Below are 19,024 nucleotides of genomic sequence, written 5' to 3' on the forward strand. Positions count from 1 at the left end.
ACAGAACCCCTCGACAAGGTTCATCGTCCCAGCTCAGAAGGCACTTTCGCGTTACCGCTCATGATCCGGACCAAAGCCCAAGCGAAACGCGCAGGCTAAAGACATCCGGAGGAACCTTGCGGTGCTCAGGTGAACCGCGCTTGCTTCCGTGGCTCAGTTGGTCAGAGCGTCCGCCTGTCGAGCGGGATGCCACCGGTTCGAATCCGGTCGGGAGCGCTGCTGCACATGAGGCGCCGGCGACGGGGCTCAACTGCCGTGTGCAGCTGCTGTGGTCTCGGTGCTGCCACCGTGGCGCGACGGCGGGATTCGGCAGGGCCTCGTGTGGTGCCCTGGCTGACCACGGGTTGGCGGGGACGCCGTGGTGCAGGTAAGGGGCGGCTCCGGCCGGAAATTCCACCTCCCCGGATTGTCGGAGCCTTGCGCGCTGGGATAACCAAGAGGCGGAGGATGTGGCCCGACGTCACACCTTTCGTAGCTCAATGGCTAGAGCCGCGCGTTGTGGTCGCGCTGATCCTGGTTCGACTCCGGGCGGAGGGACTGGCGGACGGTCGTAGGTGGGGCGAAATCTCCGCACCCGGAGAAAACCCGGTGACACTCCGACCGACGTCAGGGTTTCATGGTCGCGTTCGGACGGTGCTTTCCCTGTTGGTGCAATTGGCAGGGAGTTGGAAGGTCGGGCATTGGCGTGCCACGCGCTCTCGAAAAGCGTCACGGGGAGACCCGTTGGAGGTTCGACTCCTCCACCTTCCGCCGAGCGTTGAGCCCTGGGAGGCAAGCGGGCCTGTAAAGCCTGCGCCGGTAACGGCTAGCGTGGTTCGATTCCACGGCAGCGCACTGAGGCGGGGGCAGCAGATGCCACCCCCGCCCCGGCCAAACTAGTTGCTGTGGCTGAGGTGCTCGAAGACCTTCATGCCGATGCCGAACGCCACGCCGAACGTAGCGCCTCCGGCGCCCACGATGGCCAGCGCCTGAGCGTGGCAGAGTGCGGCCACGATGCCCGCAGTGAGAGCTGCGGTCGTGGCCGCGAAGAAGACGGTGGTGATCTCCAGGCCCTTGCGAGCGGCAGAGGGCTGGGCTGAGGTGGTCGTCACTGGTGAAGCCTCCGGTACGTCGTCGCGTTGTCTTCTGAAAGCGGGCACGCCTCATTGAGGTGTGTGCTTTCAGCGACGGTGGGGGTTACTACCCCTGCCGTAGGCAACGCGCCACGGGTGCTCCACTCGGATGTAGAAGTGACAGCCGTCAGGATAGGCAAAAGTCAACTAGCGGTCAACTGGGGATAGTTCATCCACGGGATATGGCGCAGCGTGGTCAGCGCATCCGCTTTGGGAGCGGAGGGCCCCAGGTTCGAATCCTGTTATCCCGACCACGACGCAGCCCCGCCACGGTGACGACGTGCACCCGTGAGCGCGGCTGGGCTACGTCATGCGCCGGCCCGACGAAAAGTCAGGGACACGAAGCGCTGAAGCCCCGCCCCCTCCGACTGCTGGTGGAGGGGGGTCCAGCCGATCGCCTCGACGCCGGAGATGGCCGACGCCAAGTCGGTGTCGTTCTTCGTCGGGCTCGGGTGGAACTTCGCCGTGAACATGGCGTCGCCCCGCTCGTGCGCGAGGCGGGCCCGGTCGTCGATGGACCCGTATCCGCGGGAGAGAAGGGCCAGTGGACCCTGACCGCTGAAGTGCGCCTCAGAGCATCCAAATTCGGCGCTACGCCGGAGGGCGGAGCGCGCCTGAAGCCTCAAAGGTCGACGACCCCATGAACGCCCCCCAGAGGCCCGCACAGGCAACCGCGGGCACCGTCTCAGCCATCAACTCACGGCGAGCGAGGCTGGCTGTTCGACGACCGGCTCATCCGCGTGCACCACTTCGCGGGGACGGGCGCGCACGTGCGGGACGACCTGGAGAGCCGGCCCGACGTCGTGAAGCGGCAACCACCGCGGGTACCGCCGTGTGGTCACCGGCTTCGCCTACGTCGTGCGCGACGGCGAGTAGCCCCGATCTCCCATTGCGGTTGCTGCTCGCGCCGATCGACCGCAACGGGTGCCCGCCCGCCCGTACCTGGAGCCGTCGGCGGCCCGGGTCCGGGCGGGCACATATCCCGATCACCACGTGAGGCGAGTCATGCCCGAAGAAGAGACGCCCGCCCCCGACCCCGTTTCTGAGTCGTCGTACGAGGGCGTGACGGACAACGCGGGTTGCGTCCCCTGCGGCACCACCGAGGGGGCATGTACACATCCGACATGGCACGGCTGGGGACGAGGCTGACCCACATAGACCCGCACGCGGGGCGTCACCCCTGACGTGCGGTGGGCGGGCGGAGGCCGGTCCTCCCGGGTGAGGTCGACAGTCGGCCTCCGCTCGTCCATGAGCCCCCGTTCCTCCCTGGCGACGAGTCAGGCAGTGACGGGGGTTTTGTGTTCCCGCTGGTCGTCTGTGCAGCGCGAGGGAGCTGTTCCCAGACGGGGCATAGATGATCTTTCATCACGTTCATCGGGCTCAGAGAGAGGAACTATTGCAATGGCACAGGGGCGGGCGTCGCCGCGGCGGGCGCGGCGGCCAGAGTCGCGCCGGAGATGTGGCGGATCGCGGGATTCGGCACAGGATCTCCTCGTATGGGGGGAGGGTCGGAAGATGGTGCCGCCCATCAAAGCAGGGGGAGTTACCCGTGGGTGGACATTGGGTGCCCTCAGACTTGCCACGACCCTACGAATGGGTAGGTTCGGCCGGAGCGGGTTCGGCCGAGGTGGGGAGAAGCGTGGAACCAATGACCGGAAGCGACGTACGGGGCACACTGCCCGAAGGGCTCGGCGACGCCCTGCGGTCCACCGCCGAGGAGATCGCGGCAGTGGTCCGCGGTTTCGCCGACACCGGCCTTCCGGTGCCCCGGTCGGAGTGGACCGTCGGGGAGGCCGCGGCACATCTGGTGCAGGCCAACGAACTGATGGCCGACCTCGCGGCCGGGCGGGAACGCCGCTACGGGGACGGGACGCCGCAGAGCCTGGCCGCCGCCAACGAGCGCGCGCTCGCGGAGTTCGACGAGCGGGCCGCCGAGCCGCTGGCGGAGATGATCGTGGCGCACACGGATGCCTACCTCGCCGCCGTGGAGCGGTGCGCGACGGACGGCACCGGGGCCGATGGAGCGGCCGGGACCGTGACCACGCCGCTGCGGCCGATGAGCAGGGAGGTGCTGGGCTCGTACCTGCTGACGCACATGCTCGGCCACGGCTACGACCTCGCCCGTGCACGGGGGCGCCGGCACATGATCGACCGCACACGCGTCGAACTGTCCCTGCCGTTCCTGATCGCTGCGATGCCCCGGGTCACCGATGCCACCACCACCGCAGGGCTCACCGCCGGCTACGCGATCCGTCTGTGGGGCGGCGCCCGATTCGGTGTCACGTTCACCGACGGCGCCGTGACCGTCGCTCCCCGACCGCCGGCCCGCCCGGACTGCACCATCCTCATCGAGCCGGTCACCTTCTTCCTGATGGCGCTCGGCCGCGTCGACCCATGGGGCGCCATGGCCCGGGGCCGGGTGTTCGCCTGGGGCCGCAAGCCCTGGCTCGCACCCCGTTTCCCCGGGCTGTTCAAGGCACCCTGAACCGCCGGACAGGCCCGCCCTACGCCGGGTCCCCGTGGGACTCCATGAGCTCCTGGTGCGCCGCCGTCACGTCCTCGGCGAGTACGGTGACGATCTCCTGCCTGGTGGGCGTCGTCCCGCCCGAGTGTTCGGCGTACAGACGCAGATCCCTTTGCGCGGCGGCCTTCTGGCAGAGCTCGCGGGCGAAGCGGGCGTTGCCCAGGGTGTCGGCCATGCCCCCGTCCACGGCCGAGGCGAAGAAGGAGCCGAGGGCGGCCGCCGCCCCCTCGTCGGGTTCGTCGCCCTGACCGGACAGGACGGACCGGGCGATCAGCAGCAACTCCTGCGCGGAGTAGGAGGGGAAGTCGACGCGGGTGTTGAACCGGGACACCAGGCCCGGGTTGGCGGCGAGCAGACCGGTCATCTCCTCGCGGTATCCGGCGAGTACGACGACGAGCCGGTCCCGGTCGTCCTCGGCCCGCTTCAGGAGCACCTGGAGCGCCTCGTCGCCGAACGCGTCGCCACCGCTGTACCCGCTGTTGGACAGGGCGTACGCCTCGTCGATGAACAGCACGCCGTTCAGGGCGGAGTCGATGACCTTGCTGGTCTTGATCGCGGTGGAGCCGAGGTGCTGCCCGACGAGGTCGACGCGCTGGGCCTCGATGACATGGCCGGACCGCAGCAGCCCCAGCCCGGCGAAGACCTTGCCGATGATGCGGGCGACGGTGGTCTTGCCGGTGCCGGGGGGTCCCGCGAAGACGAAGTGCCGGGGCCGGGCGCCGCTGGGCAGACCCTGCTCCTCGCGGAGCGCCGCCATGCGCAGCTGAGCGATCAGCGTGAGCACCTGCCGCTTCACCGGCTCCAGACCGATCATGCCGTCCAGCGCCTGCTGGGCCTCCGCGAGCAGGCGTGCCATCTCCTCCCGCGACAGCCCGCCCGCCCCGTCCGCCTCCGCCGACGAGGAGTCCGGCCCGGCGCCCGGAGCGGCCACCGGGGCAGCCGGTGCGGCGGGTACGGGGGAGGGCGCGGCCGTGCGGGGCGGCGGGGGCCCCACCGGGGAAGGGGGCGGGGACGAAGGCGCGGGGGACTCCCCGGCCACGGACGAAGCCGTCGGAGCCGTGGAACGTGCCTGCGCCCGTACGTTCACGTCCAAGAGGTTCGGCGCACACCGGAACGCATACTGATACCGCTTCAGCGCTTCCTCCGGCCGGCCCAGCGACTCCAGGGACCGGCCCATGAAGTACTTGACCTCCGCGTCGAAACGGCTCCCCGCCTCCAGCTTCTTCGGCAGCTCCGCCAGCACGTTCAGGGCCTCGTGGCAGACCCCCTGCGCGAACAGCGCCGCCCCCACGTACAGCTGCGCCTCGTCGTGCAGGAACGCGTCACGGATGCCCGGGGCGAAACGGAGCACGAGGGCCCAGTCCTCCTTGAGGAAGGCATACCGCGTACAGACGAACCGGGTCTCGTCGCAGTCCAGTTGGGCCGTGGAAAGCCCGGCCCAGGCCTCGTCGAGCTTGCCGGCGTCCAGCAGCGAGGTCATGGCCGCCACCCAGAGGTCACGGGCGTTCTCCAGCCGGAACGTGACGTAGTGGCCGAGCTGGAACCGGGACCGCAGCGGCATCCCGAACTTCGAACGCAACGCGCCGAAGGAGCCGGACGCCCGGACCATGCCGTCCAGCGCCTCCTTCTGACGCTGCCCGGTCGCATGCAGCCCCAGCCATGCGTCCGCCGCCAGGGGATCCTGCGCGGCGGCGAACGAGAACCGTTCGGCGGCGGCCGCTTCATTGCCCTGGTTCAGCAGGGCCACTGCCTGCTGCCAAGCCTGCTCGGCCTTCCTGGGCGAACCCCGGCCTGCGGCTGTTCCCTGCACCGTTACTCCCCTCGACGGGCCCCCGGCCCGCGCGCCGACGGCCGACGGGGCTCGCCGTGACGACCTGGAACAACTGCCAGGATATCCAAGACATCCATCATGACGTGGCGGCCGGTGAACACACACGGCGCCCCTTCGACCGCGTCGGCACAAGGGTGGCGAAGGGCGGCGACGAACCGGCCGTCTACGTCGACGAAAAGGTCGCTTTCAGGACAGTTGGACGGTTGGCGCACGCCAGGACCGGCGATCACCCGAGATGCCCGGGGAGATCGGCCCGTCTGACGCTAACGTTGATCCGCACGGTGACAGCGACGGTGCCGGGGAGGGCGCACCGCGCGGAACACCGGGAACGAGGAGTGCGCGACATGCTCGATCCCACTTCGGTGGCGGCGATTTCGGCGGTGCTCGGTGCGGTCGGCTCGGGGATGGCCAACGAGGCCGGCAAATGGGCCTGGGAATCCACCGGTGGTGTCGTGCGGAGAATCGTCGGCCGCGAGGTCCCCGCGCCCGAGGCCCCGGACGAACGGGACGACGTGGCCCGCATGGTCCACGACCGGATCCGCACCGATCCGCAACTCGCCGCCTCCTGGACCGCGTTCGCCACCCGCATGCACCGCGAGCCGGCCCCGGCCCGGGCCGCGCGGTCGAACCTTCCCGCCTCCATAAGGTTCTTCACGGATCGCAAGGAGGCGCTGAAGCAACTCCAGCGGGAGGCGTCCCGCCGACCCGACGGGCGGCCCCGGCTCGCCCTGGTGCACGGCCCGGACGGCATGGGTTCCAGCACCCTCGCCGTGCACTTCGGCGCACAGCCGACCCGCCTCTTCCCGGACGGCCAGATCTACGCCGACCTCGGGGGCCGTGGAGCCGGTGGCGCGCGCGACGTCGGAACCGTACTGCGTGGCCTGCTGCGCCAACTGCGGGTGCCGGACGAAGAGATGCCGACCGGGACCGATGAGCTCGGCGAGTTCTTCCACCACCGCGTGGCGGACCTGAGACTCCTGATCGTGCTCGACCACGCGTACTCCGCTTCGCAGGTGCGGCCGTTCCTCACCTCGGCACCCGGGGTGTTCACGGTCCTGGTCGCCCGCGCGCCCTTCCCCGGCATCGACGCCGTGCGGGTGCCCGTCGGCCCGCTCTCGGACCGGGACGCGGTGCGGCTGCTCACCGACATCACCGACAAGTCCACGGTCGCCGCCGCCCGCGCCACCCTGCCGTCGCTGCTCCAGCGCTGCGGCGGGTCGCCTTACGCCCTGCGTGCCGCGGCTTACCAGCTCTCCGCGCCCACCCTTCCGCAACGTCGTGCCGAGCCGGACGGCGACCCGGTCCGGGGCGCCGCCGAGGACAACTACCGGCTCCTGACTCCGGAATCCGCCCGGCTGTACCGGCTGATGGCGCTGCGCGACTGGCCCGCCTTCGACGCAGCCGCCGCCGCGCGGACCACCGGCCAGGACCCCGACCAGGCCGCCGGAATGCTGGAGGACCTGGCCGACCGGATGCTGCTGGAACGAGGCTCCGGCGCGGCCGGCAGCGGCCGCTACCACTACCGCCACGCGGTCCGTGCGCACGCCGAGGCGGCGGCGATCCGGGACGACGGGATCGCGGCGTGCTCCGCGGCCCTGGCCCGCACCCTGAGCGCCTACGCAGACCTGGCCGCATCCGCCGCCCACCAGGCGCTCCCGGAGAGCTGGCGGGTCCCCGCGCCCACCGAGGACCGCGCCGGGCGGACGTACGCGGACCGGGGAGCCGCCCTCGACGCGCTGCTCGCGGAATCGGGCAACCTGGTCGAGGCGGTGCGCTGCGCCGAGGAGTTTGGCGACCCGGACACCGCCGTACGCCTGTGTCGTGCCCTGTGGCCGCTCCAGCTCAAGGCCGGCCACCACGAGATGCTGCTGCCGGCGCTCCGCATCGGCACGAGCCTGGCCGACACCCATCGGCCCATGAGTCCCGACGCCGGAGCACTGCACGCACAACTCGCCCACTCATTGACCGAGTCGAGGCGCTGGCAGGAGGCGGGAACTCAGGCGCGCGCGGCGGCGGGGGCCGAGGAGGCGGCGGGCCACAAGCGGGGCCATGCCTCGGCCGTAGAGTTCCTGGGGCTGCTGCGACTGCGGCAGTGGCGCTACCAGGAGGCGTACGACTGCTTCGAGGAGGCCGGCGCCATCCTGCGCACCATGGGCGGGCAGGACGAGGGGACCCGCGACGTGCCGCGCGCCGAGGCCCTGCTGGAGCGCCATCGCGGACGGGCGCTGCGCGGTCTGGGGCGACGCGAGGAGGCCCGGCGGAGGCTGGAGACCGCGCTGTCGTACTTCCGGTCGAGCGGAGACACGTACAACACGGCCCGAACCCTCACGGATCTCGCCGAGACATGGCTGGACGAGGAGGACCCCGGGGCGGCGCTCCCGCTGGTCGAGGCGGCGATCACCACCCTCGACGGTCAGCGCGCGACGTACCACCTGGCGCATCTGCGAACCCTGCGGGAGCGCTGCATGGCCGCCTGACCGCGTGGTCGCGGTCCTCGTGTCGCGGCTCCTAGCTAGGGCCTGTCCGGTGGTGTCAGAGGAGCGACGCGTACGCGATGGAGCCGGTCGCCCGTCCGCACGACGAGCCCGTCGGTCACGGCCCGCGCCAGCCGCGCCCGGGAGGTGACCGACTCCCGGCTCTCCGAGGCCAGCCAGGCGTGCAGGGCGGAGGCGTACGCGGCGGGGTCCGCGCCGGACACGTCCTCCGTTTCGGCGTCGGGCACCGCCACCATCCGGAGCGGCTCCTCGCCGCGCACCCGGACCACGCACTCGGACGGGCCGGTCACATAGGCCGCCAGCGAGCAGCCCCGGTGGCGGCGGAGCACCTCGGAGGTCCAGAGCGACGGCGAGCCGAAGCGCGGATCGTCGGGTTCACCGTCCCGGAAGATGACATCGGCCAGCTCCAGCCGGTCCACCTCGCGGGTGTCCTCGTGCACGGCGACGTGCAGTTCGCCACCCCGATCCGCCCCCGGGCCGGACCACTGGCCCGCCCACCGGCTGACCGCGACCTCTCCCGGCCCGAGCACCCGCGTCAGGACCCGCAACGGCACGGTGACCGTTCCGGCCTCGTACCCGGGCAGCGGGAGCGGCTCCAGCGAGGCGGGCCGGGCGGGTTCCGGCGCCCCCATCATCGAGTAGAAGAGCTTCCGGAGCCGGACCGCGGATTCGCCCGGCACGGAGGTGGTGAACTCGGCGGGGCCGGACAATGGCCTGTGAGAGCCGATGACTTCATCGATCTGTGCCGCCAGGGACGCGTCGGGGTCGAGCCTCGGTGCCTCCCGCATGAACGCGGAGATCGGCGCGTCCGGGTCCAGGGCGTGGAGGGGCACGGCGCCCAGGAGCACCGGGATGCCGAGGGCGGCCGCGTAGAAGGTGACGGATCCGTGGTCACCGATCACGGCATCGGCCGCCAGCAGGGCCTGTCGCCACCCCGTCAGCGGGTCGATCAGCGCCAGCCCGCCGCGCCGCGCCCGATCGAGCCAGGCGCGGATCTGCCCGGGGCCGTGCCCGTGCCAGATGTTGGGGTGCAGCACGGCTGCGAACCGGTAGTCGTCCACGGGGAACTCGTCGGCGACCCGGTCCAGCAGGGCGGCGACCACGTCACCCCCGCACCAGCCGTCCCCCGGGACCTCGGTCCGGTCACCGAAGAGCGACTCGGAGTTCCAGGTCGAGTTGAGCAGGACGAGCCGCTGACCGGGCCGGACTCCCAACGCGCGGCGGAAGCGTTCGCGATGGGGTCGTGCGGCGAGCATCCGGTCGAAGCAGGGGTCTCCGGCGAGCACGGCGGTGGGTGCGGCCTCGGGGCAGGCGAGGCGCAAGCGCTCGACCTGCTCGGGGTGGGAGAGCACGAGCGCGTCCGCGACGGGGGTGCCCCGGCTCGACAGCAGCCACGGAGGCGCGAGCCCGAACACGGGCGTATTCGCCCCCGGCCCCGATCCGGTGTCCGGTGTCCGGTGTCCGGTGTCCGGTGTTGCCAGCCTTTTAGTGTATCCAACACCGTGCGAAAGGACGGCCAACTTACCGGAAAATGCATCCAGTTGACCGCCGAAGCTGGCGGATACGACCAGGTCCACCCTGGTCCCGACCGCCTGCTCCCACGGCAGCACCGGCACCCCCGTGTCGGCCAGCAGCTCGGCCGTGCCGGCCATGAAGGCCGAGGAGCCCGTGCAGGTCACCAGCAACTGGACGCGCAGATCGTCGTCGAACAGGGGCAGCACATCGAGCAGCCGCGTCGCGGCGGTCACGTTGTGCACGACGACCAGCACCCGCAGGCACTTCCCCCGGGTCGCCCACCGTGCGGCGTCTTCCCCCACCGGCACCCGGACCCACCCGGCCCGCCCGTACTCCATCCGCACGCCCCTCATCCGCCCCGGCCCGCCCGCTGGCTCCGTGTCGCCCGTGCGACCGGCCACACCAGTCAACCAGCACGATCGCCGGACCGCCCACCGAGGTGGCGTCACACGGCCATCGCCACCGAGGACTTGCCCAGTGCGTCGTCGTGCGGAGCGCGGCCACGCCGGCACCCCCGTCTGCGGTTCCCGAAGACGACGACCCGCAGCAACACGAACCGTCCGACCCCCGCCAGAGCGGATGCCGACAGATAGACCGTCTGCGCCAGCAGGGGTGAGGGAGCGGGCTGCACGGCGAACAGGCACAGCAGTGCCCCTGTCGTGAACACAAAGCTCACGGCGACCGTCGCGGCGGACTGGAGATGGACCCTCCACCCCCCGCGTTCGCTCCGGAACGAGATCCGTCGGTGCAACTCGGTCGCGACGACCGTGGAGACGACGGTGACCAGCGCGTTCGCGACGGCCATCGGCATGCGCGCGCTGAGCAGCACCACCGCCGCGCTCGACGCCAGCCCGACCCCGCCACCGCACACGACGAACCGCGCGAAAGCCGCGAGAAGTGGCCGAAGGGCGCGCGTCCGCAGGCGCGTTGGGGCGGTCACTGACGGGCCTCCGGAGAATCTGGGGGACGGTGGATCGACTCCACTCCAGAACCTACGGATTCGGCGCCGTTCGAGCGACTCGATAATGTCCGGCTCAAGCGGGGGACAACCCGGAACCCACCCCGGGCCGAACACGGGAGACACGTTCGGTGACGTATGCGGCCATAACTCTCGCGACGCCCAGGTAGGTTAAGTCCATAGCTTGATCACTTTTGCGTCCGGAGGTCTCCATGAGTGAGCAGCAGCCGTCCGTCACCCCTCCCGCCAAGCCGGTGTCGGACCGGATCGACACCACCAGGCCTCATTCCGCCCGCTTCTGGAACTACTTCGTGGGCGGGAAGGACAACTACGAGGTCGACCGTGAGATCGGTGACCAGATCAAGGCGTTCTTCCCGGGGCTCGTCGACGTGGCGGTGGCGGGGCGGCAGTTCCTGCGTCGTTCGGTGAGCCACCTCGTTCAGGAGCGGGGGGTCCGGCAGTTCCTGGACATCGGGACCGGCCTGCCCACCGCGGACAACACCCACCAGGTGGCCCAGGACATCGCGCCCGAGGCGCGCATCGTGTACGCCGACAACGACCCGCTCGTGCTGACGCACGCCCGTGCGCTGCTGACGAGTTCGCCCGAGGGTGTCACCGACTACATCGACGCCGACCTCTACGACCCGGAGAGCATTCTGGCCGAGGCGGCGAAGACGCTCGACTTCGACCGGCCCGTGGCCCTGATGCTGCTCGGCATCCTCGGTCACGCGGACGACTTCGCCAAGGCCCGCGAGGTGGTCGGCCGGCTGATGGCGGGGCTGCCGGCCGGCAGCTACCTGGTGATGTACGACGGCACGCGCACCAGCGAGGGCATGATCGCCGCGGAGAAGGCGTACATCGAGAGCGGCGCGGTTCCGTACTACGTGCGCGAGCCGGACGAGATCGTCACGCTCTTCGACGGGCTGCGGATCCTCGACCCCGGCTTCGTCCGGCTCAGCGAGTGGCGGCCCGACGCCGACAGCGTGACCGTGCCCGCGGACGTCGACGCCTTCGGGGGGATCGGCGTCAAGGAGTGACGTGGTCCGCAGCCCGGTGTGGACGGCCGGCCGTCGGATCACGTGTGTCCGCGCGGCCGGCCGGGCGGGCCGGTGCCGATCTACGGTGCGGTCGCCCGCAAGCCGCAGCGGGAGACGGGCGCGAGGGCCGGGGCGGCCCGCAGCCGCAGCTCCATCCGGCGCGCCGCGGCCGGTGTGTCGCTGACTCCGGCCGGCCCGTCACCCCAGCGCGTCCGCCAGATCGCTGTCCGCCGCCGCGAGCGAGTGCTGCCAGACGGTGGTCACCGGTACCCACACGTGGACGCCCTCCGGCATGCCGACGGTGGCCGCGTCGAAGGTGACGCCCAGGTGGGAGGGGGCCGTGGCCACGGAGAGGCTGTCGACGACGTGGCCCTCGGAGGACGCCGGGTCGGCGGTCCGTACGGCGGCGTACGCCCGCTCGCCCGGGGACAGCTCGTAGGGGCCGCTCCCGGCGGGCGGGACGACTTCGGCGGAGCCGTCGAGGCCCCGGAAGGTGATCGTGGGGATCCGGTCCACCACGCAGACCCGGCCGCCGTTGTTGACCACGCTGATCCGGGCCGTGTTCTGCTGTCCGCCGGGTGCGGCGTGCACCGCGAGGGTCTTCTCCTGGCAGGTCGCCGAGCGGCTCGCGGCGCCGGTCGTCGCCGACGCCGTGGTGCCGGTCAGGGGCAGGGTGGCCGCGACGGCGAGTGCGGCGGTGAGAGCGGGGCGCAGACGCATGGTGCTTCTCCCGTTGGATCGACAGCCTGCGGGTACGGCCGGACGGCCCGCCGGCCGGTGCGGCCGACATGGCCAGTGTGAACCGCATGACCTGATCTTCGCGACAGATCGAACATATCGGCTCGGTGTGTCCGGTGCGGGGCGGGCCCGCAAGGGACCGGCGCGGCACCGGGCCCGCCCCGCGCGACGTCAGCGGGACCGGACCGTCGCCATCACTTCCCGGTCCGGTTGCAGCGTGAGCGAGGGGACCGGCTCGATGACGCCCGGGTCCACATCCAGCTCGAAGCGGCGGGCCAGCACGGCCAGGATCAGCACGGACTCGACCATCGCGAACCGGGCGCCCAGACAGACCCGGGGGCCGCCGCCGAACGGGAACCAGGCGTACTCCGCGATGCTGTCGCCCTCCTGCGGGTCCCAGCGCTCGGGGCGGAACTCCTCCGGCTCGGGGAACCACCGCGCGTCACGCTGGGTGGCCCACTGGCTGGTCCACACCCGGGTGCCCTCCGGCATCGGCACACCGCCGATCTGCGCACCGGCCTTCGCGACACCGGTGACCAGCCAGATCGTCGGGTAGAGGCGCAGTGTCTCCTTGACCACGGACTGGGTGTATGTCAGTCGCGCGTAGTCGTCGAACTCCGGTTCCCGGTCACCGAGCACCCGGTCCAGCTCCTCGGCGAGCGCGGCACGCACCCGCGGGTTGCGGGCCAGCAGATACCAGGCCCACACCAGAGTGGAACTGGTCGTCTCGTGCCCGCCGATGTACAACGTGACCGTCTCGTCGCGGATCTCCTGATCGGTGAGCCGCTCCCCCGACTCGTCGACCGCCGTCAACAGCCGGCTCAGCAGATCGGGGCGCTCGTCCCCGCCGTCGCGATGACGGGCGACGACCCGGCTCACCTCGGCGTCGATGACCGCCGCGGCCTTCTTGATCCTGGCCCTGCCGGGGGTCGGCACCCAGTCCGGCAGCAACGCCCCGATACCGGCGAACTCCTTGCCGATCTCCTGCTGCGCCACATCCATCGCCCGGCCCATCGCCTCGGCGTCGGCCGCCGTGTCGACCCCGAAGATGGTGCGCACGGCGATCCGCTGGGTCAGCGCCGCCATCTCCCGCTTGATATCGATGCGTTCACCGCCCGACCAGGTGTCCGCCAGCTCCACCGTGCTGCTCGCCATCGTCGTCGCGTACGACCGCACCTGCTTGGGCCGTACGGAGGGCTGCACCAGCGACCGCTTCCGCCGCCAGTCCGTGCCGCGGGCGACCACCACGCCGTTGCCCATCACGGTCCGGAAGGCGATGCCCAGGGCCGGCTGGTCGAAGGAGCGTTCCGTCTCGGTGAGCAGCTCGCCTATGCAGTCCGGATCCGCTATGTACACACAGGAGTTGGGGCCGAATCGCCAGGCCACCATGTCCCCGTGGGCGCGCAGCCGCTCGAAGAAGGCGAGAGGGTTCTTTCCGAACTGCGGCAGATTCCCGACGAACGGCAGCCCCTTCGGGCCCGGCACGATCCGGTGGCTCCGCGGCTCGGCGTCGATGGCCGGGCCGGTCTCCGTGGACATGAATGTCTCCGCTCCCTTGTGGCGCACCCGATTCGGTGCGCTGCGACCTGACTTCAGCGGTACCGCACGCCCTGGAACCTGTCATCGGCCTTGTGAGGTACGTGAGTTGTCGAGGGTAGTCGCTGTCAACCAGCGCCGGCCCGGCCCGGGAGCGGGCCGGGCCGGCGGTGTGCCGGGCCCCTGTCCGGAGCCCGGCCCGTGCTGTGCGGTCAGACGCCCGGCGGGACCCGGGAGGGGCGGCCGCTGCCGCGCGTGAGGCGGTAGCCGAACACGGCCGCGAGCGCTCCGAGCACTCCGCCGCCCACCGTCCACAGCCAGCGGTCGGTCCACCAGCCCGACGCCCAGCCGTCCTCCGGCGCACTGGCGAGCGGGGCCTCGGACGAGCTGTCGTCGCCGTCGGCCGAGTCGTCCGAGGCCTGCGCGACGGAGGACACACCGGGGACCAGCGGCTCGGCGAGCGTGCCGTCCACATCGCCCGCACCGCCCCTGTCGGCGGCCGTGACCTCGATCTCGGTCTTCACCGGCAGACCCAGGTCCGCCGACGGCAGATCGACGACCGTGAGACGTACGTAGTAGCTGCCCGGCAGCGGGTCGTCGGCCCACGGCTCGGACCAGGCGCGGACGGTCCGCAGTACGCAGGTCAGCTCGACCGCCGACGCGTCGGCCGCGGCCTTGCCGGTCTGGCGGCCGTACATGCAGGCCTGACGGCGCCGCAGCCCGTCGTACACGTCGACCTGCCAGGTCGACGCGCCGTGCCGGGTGGCGCTCTCGGGCAGGGTGATCTTCGCCTTGACGGTTGCCCGCTGTCCCGCGTCGGCGGGGAACACCCAGTACAGGTAGTCACCCGTGGACGCCCCGGCGGTGGCGAGCTGGTCCGGCTTGATCGCCGTCGCCGTGCGGAAGGTGGTGCCGGCCTCGGTGGGGCCGGAGCCGTCCTCCGAGGTGCTCGGGCTCGGGCTCGCCGACGGGTCGTCGGCCACCGCGGCGCCCGCCGACGTCAGCAGGGCGATCCCGGCGAGCAGCGCGCCCGCCAGTACACGTGTCCTACGCATCATCAGTTGGTCCTCCAGACAGCGACGCGCCAGCGCGAGATCCAGCCGAAGACCAGGCCCGCGACCAGCCCGGTGAGCACCAGAACACCCAGCAGCCACCAGCCGCGGCCGAGGCCGAACGCGGCGGCGTCGGCGGCGGCGTCCGGGGCGTCCACCAGATCCACGGTCAGCTCGACAGGCATACCGGGCGAGGTCTTCACAGAGGCGGGCGCCGAGAAGGAGTTGCTGAGCTGGAGGCACACGGTCTCGGCGGCCGGCTTGTCGCTGTCCGAGCCGTCCACATCGGGCTTCGGGTAGCGCAGGCCGGAGGAGATCGCGTCCGTACGGCCGGTGCCCGACTCCGAGCCCCGTACGATCTCGCGGCCGTGCACGGTCAGTGCGCGCATCAGCACGCCGTAGTCGTTGTTCACGGCGCGGTCGGCGAAGACGCTGACCGAGGCGCGCAGTTCCTGGCCGGGCAGCACGTCGACCCGGTACCAGCGGTGCTGGCCGAACTTCTCGCGGTCGGTGTAGAGGCCGGCCTCGAGCTTCGGAGCCGAGGAGCAGCTGTCCGCACCCTCGGTCGCCACCGGGGTGACGACGGGCTCGGCGGCCCGGTCGACCAACTGCTTGACCCGGCCGGAGAGTTCATCGGTGTGCTGGACCGCGGTGTACGTTCCGCCGGTGGCCTCGGCGATGCAGGTCAGCTGTTCGCGGATCTTCGCGTTGGGCACCAGGCCCAGGGTGTCGATGACGAGGTGGATGCCGCGGGCCGCGATGTCACGTGCGACCTCGCACGGGTCGAGCGGGCCGCAGGTGTCCTCGCCGTCACTGATCAGTACGATCCGGCGGGTGGAGTCGCCGCCTTCGAGGTCGTCGGCGGCGCCCAGCAGGGCCGGGCCGATCGGGGTCCAGCCGGTGGGGGCCAGGGTGGCGACCGCGGTCTTCGCCTCGGTTCGGTCCAGCGGGCCGACCGGGTAGAGCTGTTTGGTGTCCTTGCAGCCGACCTTGCGGTCGTCGCCCGGGTAGTCGGCGCCGAGCGTCCGGATGCCGAGCTCCACCTGCTCGGGCACCGCGTCCAGAACCTCGTTGAACGCCTGCTTGGCGGCTGTCATCCGGGACTGGCCGTCGATGTCACGGGTCCGCATGGAGCCGCTGACGTCGAGCACCAGCTCGACCTTGGGGGAAGCTTTGGCGGGGGCTTCGTCGGCGGCGGCGGGGAGTGCCGTGCCGAGCCCGGCGGTCAGGGTGGCGAGCAGGATGCCCACCCCGGCCGTCAGCCTTTTTCTTATGATCATCGCCGGATACTATTGAAGATCGCCGTGCTTACCCAAACCGGTCCAGGACCGCTGGGGAACCGTCAGAAACCGCCGAGCAACGGCCCCGAGGCCCGCTCCAGCACAGAACCGACCCGCTCCCAGGTGGCCGAGTCGCGGTGGACGGGCGGCAGCCGGACGTCCTCGCCGGTGCCCCAGCCGGAGGCGATCGCGACCGGGTCGGCGCCGGTGGCCGCGGCCGCTGCCAGTGCGGCGGCGCCCAGAGCCACAAGCTCGTCGCTCCCGGGCACGATCACGGGACGCCCGGAGAGCCGCCGTACCGTCTCCACCCAGGCCCGTCCCCGGGCGCCGCCGCCGATCAGCCGCAGCGGGCGCGCGGCCACCTCGGAATCGGCCGGGTCGGAACCGCAGGCCCGCAGCAGCTCGTCCAGGGCGCGCAGCACGGTGACCACGGCGCCCTCGTAGGCGGCGCCGAGGAGCTGACGGGGCGTCGTGTCGTGCCGGAGCCCGGTGAGCAGGCCGGCGGCGGTGGGCAGATCTGGGGTGCGTTCGCCGTCCAGGTAGGGGAGGAGCACCGCCTCGCCGCCGGGGGAGGTGTCGTCGCGGTCCAGGCCGAGCAGTGCGGCGACCTTGTCCACGGCGAGCGTGCAGTTGAGGGTGCAGGCCAGCGGGAGGTATGTGCCGTCCGTCGCGGCGAAGCCGGAGAGCGCAGGGGACGCGGGCCGGGCCCGGGACGCCGCGAAGACCGTTCCCGAGGTGCCGAGGCTGAGGACGGGGTGGTCGAGCAGTCCGGCGCCGCCCAGCCCGAGGCCGACGGCGGCGCTCATGTTGTCCCCGGTGCCCGCGGCGACGGCGGTCGTGGCGGGCAGACCGAGAGCGTCGGCCGCCCCGGCGGCCAGCGAACCGACGCGGGTCGCCCCGGTCGGGGCCACCTCGGGGAGCAACGCGGAGTCCAGGCCGAGGAGTTCGAGGAGCACGGGGTCGTAGGCGCCGGTCGCGGTCGAGTACCAGCCGGTGCCGGAGGCGTCGCCGGGGTCGGTGGCGGCGGTGCCCGCGAGCCGTTCGGTCAGGAAGTCGTGGGGCAGGCGCACCGCCGCGGTCGCGGCGGCGATGTCCGGCTCGTTCTCCCGCAGCCACCGCCACTTCGTCGCGGTGACGGCGGCCACCGGCACCGATCCGGTCCGCGAGGTCCAGGCGTCGGGGCCGCCGAGCGCCGCGGTGAGCGCGGCGGCCTGCGGTGCGGAGCGGGTGTCGTTCCACAGCATCGCGGGGCGCAGCGGACGGCCCGAACCATCGAGGACGACCAGTCCGTGCTGCTGTCCGGCGACCGCGATGCCGGTCACGGCCGACGCGTCGGCTCCGGACTCCTTCAGCCCGGCGGCGACGGCGTCGCGCAGCGCCCTCCACCACACCTCCGGGTCGCTCTCGCGGGCCCCCGCCGCACCATGGACGACATGCGGCGCGCGGCCGACGGCGAGCACCCGGCCGCTCGTGGCGTCGACGAAGGCCGCCTTGGTGGACTGGGTGGAACTGTCCACGCCGATGACGACGGTACGCGGCGGCATGGCGCCCTCATTCCTGTGCTTCGGGCCCGTGCGGCGGTACCGCGCGGATTTTGGACATGGTCGAAACAAAATACGTGACGGGATCTCCATCGAACAGTGGTCGTGTTGGGGTTACGCGCCAGAGGTGGCACATGCATGATTAGTCATGACAGTGAACAAATAAGGTCCGGGCGGTTCGACCGGCCCTGGGCCCGACGGCACCGAAGGCGGTCACCCGATGACGGAACGCTTCACACCCACCCCCGAGGACCGGTTCACCTTCGGACTCTGGACGGTGGGCTGGCAGGGACGCGACCCGTTCGGCGACGCGACCCGCGCCGCGATCGACCCGGCCGACTCCGTGCGGCGGCTCGCGGAGCTGGGCGCGTACGGTGTGACGTTCCACGACGACGACCTGATCCCGTTCGGCTCGACGGACACCGAGCGCGAAGGGATCGTGAAGCGGTTCCGGCAGGCGCTGGACGCGGCCGGGCTCGTCGTCCCCATGGCGACGACGAACCTCTTCACCCACCCGGTGTTCAAGGACGGCGCGTTCACCGCCAACGACCGTGACGTACGCCGTTACGCCCTGCGCAAGACGCTGCGCAACATCGACCTCGCCGTCGAGCTCGGTGCCACCACCTACGTCGCCTGGGGCGGCCGCGAGGGCTCCGAGTCCGGTGCCGCCAAGGACGTCCGGGTCGCCCTCGACCGGATGAAGGAGGCTTTCGACCTGCTCGGTGACTACGTCACCGGACAGGGCTACGATCTGAGGTTCGCCATCGAGCCCAAGCCGAACGAGCCGCGCGGCGACATCCTGCTCCCCACCATCGGCCATGCCCTCGCCTTCATCGAGCGCCTGGAGCGGCCGGAGCTGGTCGGCGTCAACCCGGAGACCGGGCACGAGCAGATGGCCGGGCTGAACTTCCCGCACGGCATCGCGCAGGCCCTGTGGGCGGGCAAGCTCTTCCACATCGATCTGAACGGTCAGTCGGGCATCAAGTACGACCAGGACCTGCGCTTCGGCGCGGGCGATCTGCGCCAGGCATTCTGGCTCGTCGACCTGCTGGAGACGGGTGGCTACGAGGGCCCCCGGCACTTCGACTTCAAGCCGCCGCGGACCGAGGACCACGACGGGGTCTGGGCCTCGGCCGCGGGCTGCATGCGCAACTATCTGATCCTCAAGGAGCGCGCCGCCGCGTTCCGCGCCGACCCCGCCGTCCGGGAAGCACTGCGCGCCTCCCGCCTCGACGAACTGGCCCGCCGCACGGCCGAGGACGGTGTCGCCGGGCTGCTGGCCGACCGGTCGGCGTACGAGGAGTTCGACGTGAGGGCGGCGGCGGAACGGGGGATGGCCTTCGAGGCCCTGGATCAGTTGGCGATGGACCACTTGCTCGGCGTCCGCTGAACCCGGGGCGCCCGA

14 protein-coding genes and 4 tRNA genes are annotated in these 19,024 nt (G+C 71.6%); 8 read left to right on the forward strand and 10 right to left on the reverse strand.

Annotated elements, in window-relative coordinates; genetic code table 11:
- The first annotated feature begins 142 nt into the window (after positions 1-142).
- The 3 genes from ACIRJP_RS37595 to ACIRJP_RS37605 all read left to right on the forward strand — a co-directional run bounded on the left by ACIRJP_RS37595 (position 143) and on the right by ACIRJP_RS37605 (position 750).
- A tRNA-Asp gene (locus ACIRJP_RS37595) sits at positions 143-216 on the forward strand.
- Between the two features lie 249 nt (positions 217-465).
- Positions 466-537: transfer RNA gene (locus ACIRJP_RS37600), tRNA-His, on the forward strand.
- Positions 538-667: 130 nt separating this feature from the next.
- Positions 668-750: transfer RNA gene (locus ACIRJP_RS37605), tRNA-Ser, on the forward strand.
- Positions 751-875: 125 nt separating this feature from the next.
- Here the strand turns inward: ACIRJP_RS37605 and ACIRJP_RS37610 are convergent.
- Positions 876-1,091, reverse strand: a complete 216-nt coding sequence (locus tag ACIRJP_RS37610; RefSeq protein ID WP_404184579.1) for a hypothetical protein — start codon at positions 1,089-1,091, stop codon at positions 876-878.
- A 197-nt stretch (positions 1,092-1,288) separates the two neighbouring features.
- On the opposite strand from ACIRJP_RS37610, the gene ACIRJP_RS37615 reads away from it, so the two are divergent.
- Positions 1,289-1,366: transfer RNA gene (locus tag ACIRJP_RS37615), tRNA-Pro, on the forward strand.
- A 54-nt stretch (positions 1,367-1,420) separates the two neighbouring features.
- Here the strand turns inward: ACIRJP_RS37615 and ACIRJP_RS37620 are convergent.
- Positions 1,421-1,585, reverse strand: coding sequence for a hypothetical protein (locus tag ACIRJP_RS37620; RefSeq protein ID WP_404184582.1), 165 nt, complete (start codon positions 1,583-1,585; stop codon positions 1,421-1,423).
- 1,175 nt (positions 1,586-2,760) lie between these two features.
- Here ACIRJP_RS37620 and ACIRJP_RS37625 point away from each other — a divergent pair.
- Positions 2,761-3,597: a maleylpyruvate isomerase family mycothiol-dependent enzyme gene (locus ACIRJP_RS37625; protein WP_404184586.1), complete on the forward strand. Its 837-nt coding sequence runs from the start codon at positions 2,761-2,763 to the stop codon at positions 3,595-3,597.
- A 19-nt stretch (positions 3,598-3,616) separates the two neighbouring features.
- Here the strand turns inward: ACIRJP_RS37625 and ACIRJP_RS37630 are convergent, their stop codons facing one another.
- Positions 3,617-5,446 carry an AAA family ATPase gene (locus ACIRJP_RS37630; protein ID WP_404184589.1) on the reverse strand — a complete coding sequence of 610 codons (1,830 nt, stop codon included), beginning with the start codon at positions 5,444-5,446 and terminating at the stop codon, positions 3,617-3,619.
- Positions 5,447-5,811: 365 nt separating this feature from the next.
- On the opposite strand from ACIRJP_RS37630, the gene ACIRJP_RS37635 reads away from it, so the two are divergent.
- On the forward strand, positions 5,812-7,944 hold the full coding sequence (locus ACIRJP_RS37635) for a tetratricopeptide repeat protein (protein WP_404184592.1): 2,133 nt from the start codon (positions 5,812-5,814) through the stop codon (positions 7,942-7,944).
- Positions 7,945-7,979: 35 nt separating this feature from the next.
- Here ACIRJP_RS37635 and ACIRJP_RS37640 read toward each other — a convergent pair whose 3' ends face one another.
- A complete protein-coding gene (locus tag ACIRJP_RS37640) occupies positions 7,980-9,815 on the reverse strand; it encodes a hypothetical protein (RefSeq protein WP_404184595.1) in 1,836 nt (611 codons plus the stop codon).
- A 107-nt stretch (positions 9,816-9,922) separates the two neighbouring features.
- Positions 9,923-10,417, reverse strand: coding sequence for a GtrA family protein (locus tag ACIRJP_RS37645; RefSeq protein ID WP_404184598.1), 495 nt, complete (start codon positions 10,415-10,417; stop codon positions 9,923-9,925).
- Between the two features lie 230 nt (positions 10,418-10,647).
- Between ACIRJP_RS37645 and ACIRJP_RS37650 the strand changes: the two genes are divergently transcribed.
- A complete protein-coding gene (locus ACIRJP_RS37650; RefSeq protein ID WP_404184601.1) occupies positions 10,648-11,472 on the forward strand; it encodes an SAM-dependent methyltransferase in 825 nt (274 codons plus the stop codon).
- Between the two features lie 198 nt (positions 11,473-11,670).
- Here ACIRJP_RS37650 and ACIRJP_RS37655 read toward each other — a convergent pair whose 3' ends face one another.
- The 5 genes from ACIRJP_RS37655 to xylB all read right to left on the reverse strand — a co-directional run bounded on the left by ACIRJP_RS37655 (position 11,671) and on the right by xylB (position 17,622).
- Positions 11,671-12,192 (reverse strand): DUF4232 domain-containing protein, encoded by a 522-nt coding sequence (locus ACIRJP_RS37655; RefSeq protein ID WP_404184604.1) that lies wholly within the window; start codon positions 12,190-12,192, stop codon positions 11,671-11,673.
- 189 nt (positions 12,193-12,381) lie between these two features.
- Positions 12,382-13,749, reverse strand: coding sequence for a cytochrome P450 (locus ACIRJP_RS37660; protein WP_404184607.1), 1,368 nt, complete (start codon positions 13,747-13,749; stop codon positions 12,382-12,384).
- A 209-nt stretch (positions 13,750-13,958) separates the two neighbouring features.
- Positions 13,959-14,804 (reverse strand): hypothetical protein, encoded by an 846-nt coding sequence (locus tag ACIRJP_RS37665; RefSeq protein ID WP_404184610.1) that lies wholly within the window; start codon positions 14,802-14,804, stop codon positions 13,959-13,961.
- Complete coding sequence (locus ACIRJP_RS37670) at positions 14,804-16,078, reverse strand: VWA domain-containing protein (protein WP_404184613.1); 1,275 nt, start codon at positions 16,076-16,078, stop codon at positions 14,804-14,806. The genes ACIRJP_RS37665 and ACIRJP_RS37670 overlap by 1 nt, the downstream gene beginning before the upstream one ends.
- A gap of 62 nt (positions 16,079-16,140) precedes the next feature.
- Positions 16,141-17,622 (reverse strand): xylulokinase, encoded by a 1,482-nt coding sequence (xylB, locus tag ACIRJP_RS37675; protein ID WP_404184616.1) that lies wholly within the window; start codon positions 17,620-17,622, stop codon positions 16,141-16,143.
- Positions 17,623-17,839: 217 nt separating this feature from the next.
- Between xylB and xylA the strand changes: the two genes are divergently transcribed.
- Complete coding sequence (gene xylA / locus ACIRJP_RS37680; protein ID WP_404184619.1) at positions 17,840-19,009, forward strand: xylose isomerase; 1,170 nt, start codon at positions 17,840-17,842, stop codon at positions 19,007-19,009.
- Positions 19,010-19,024 lie beyond the last annotated feature (15 nt).

It is taken from the genome of Streptomyces sp. NPDC102437 (genome assembly GCF_044765565.1).
In the GTDB taxonomy this organism is placed as follows: domain Bacteria; phylum Actinomycetota; class Actinomycetes; order Streptomycetales; family Streptomycetaceae; genus Streptomyces.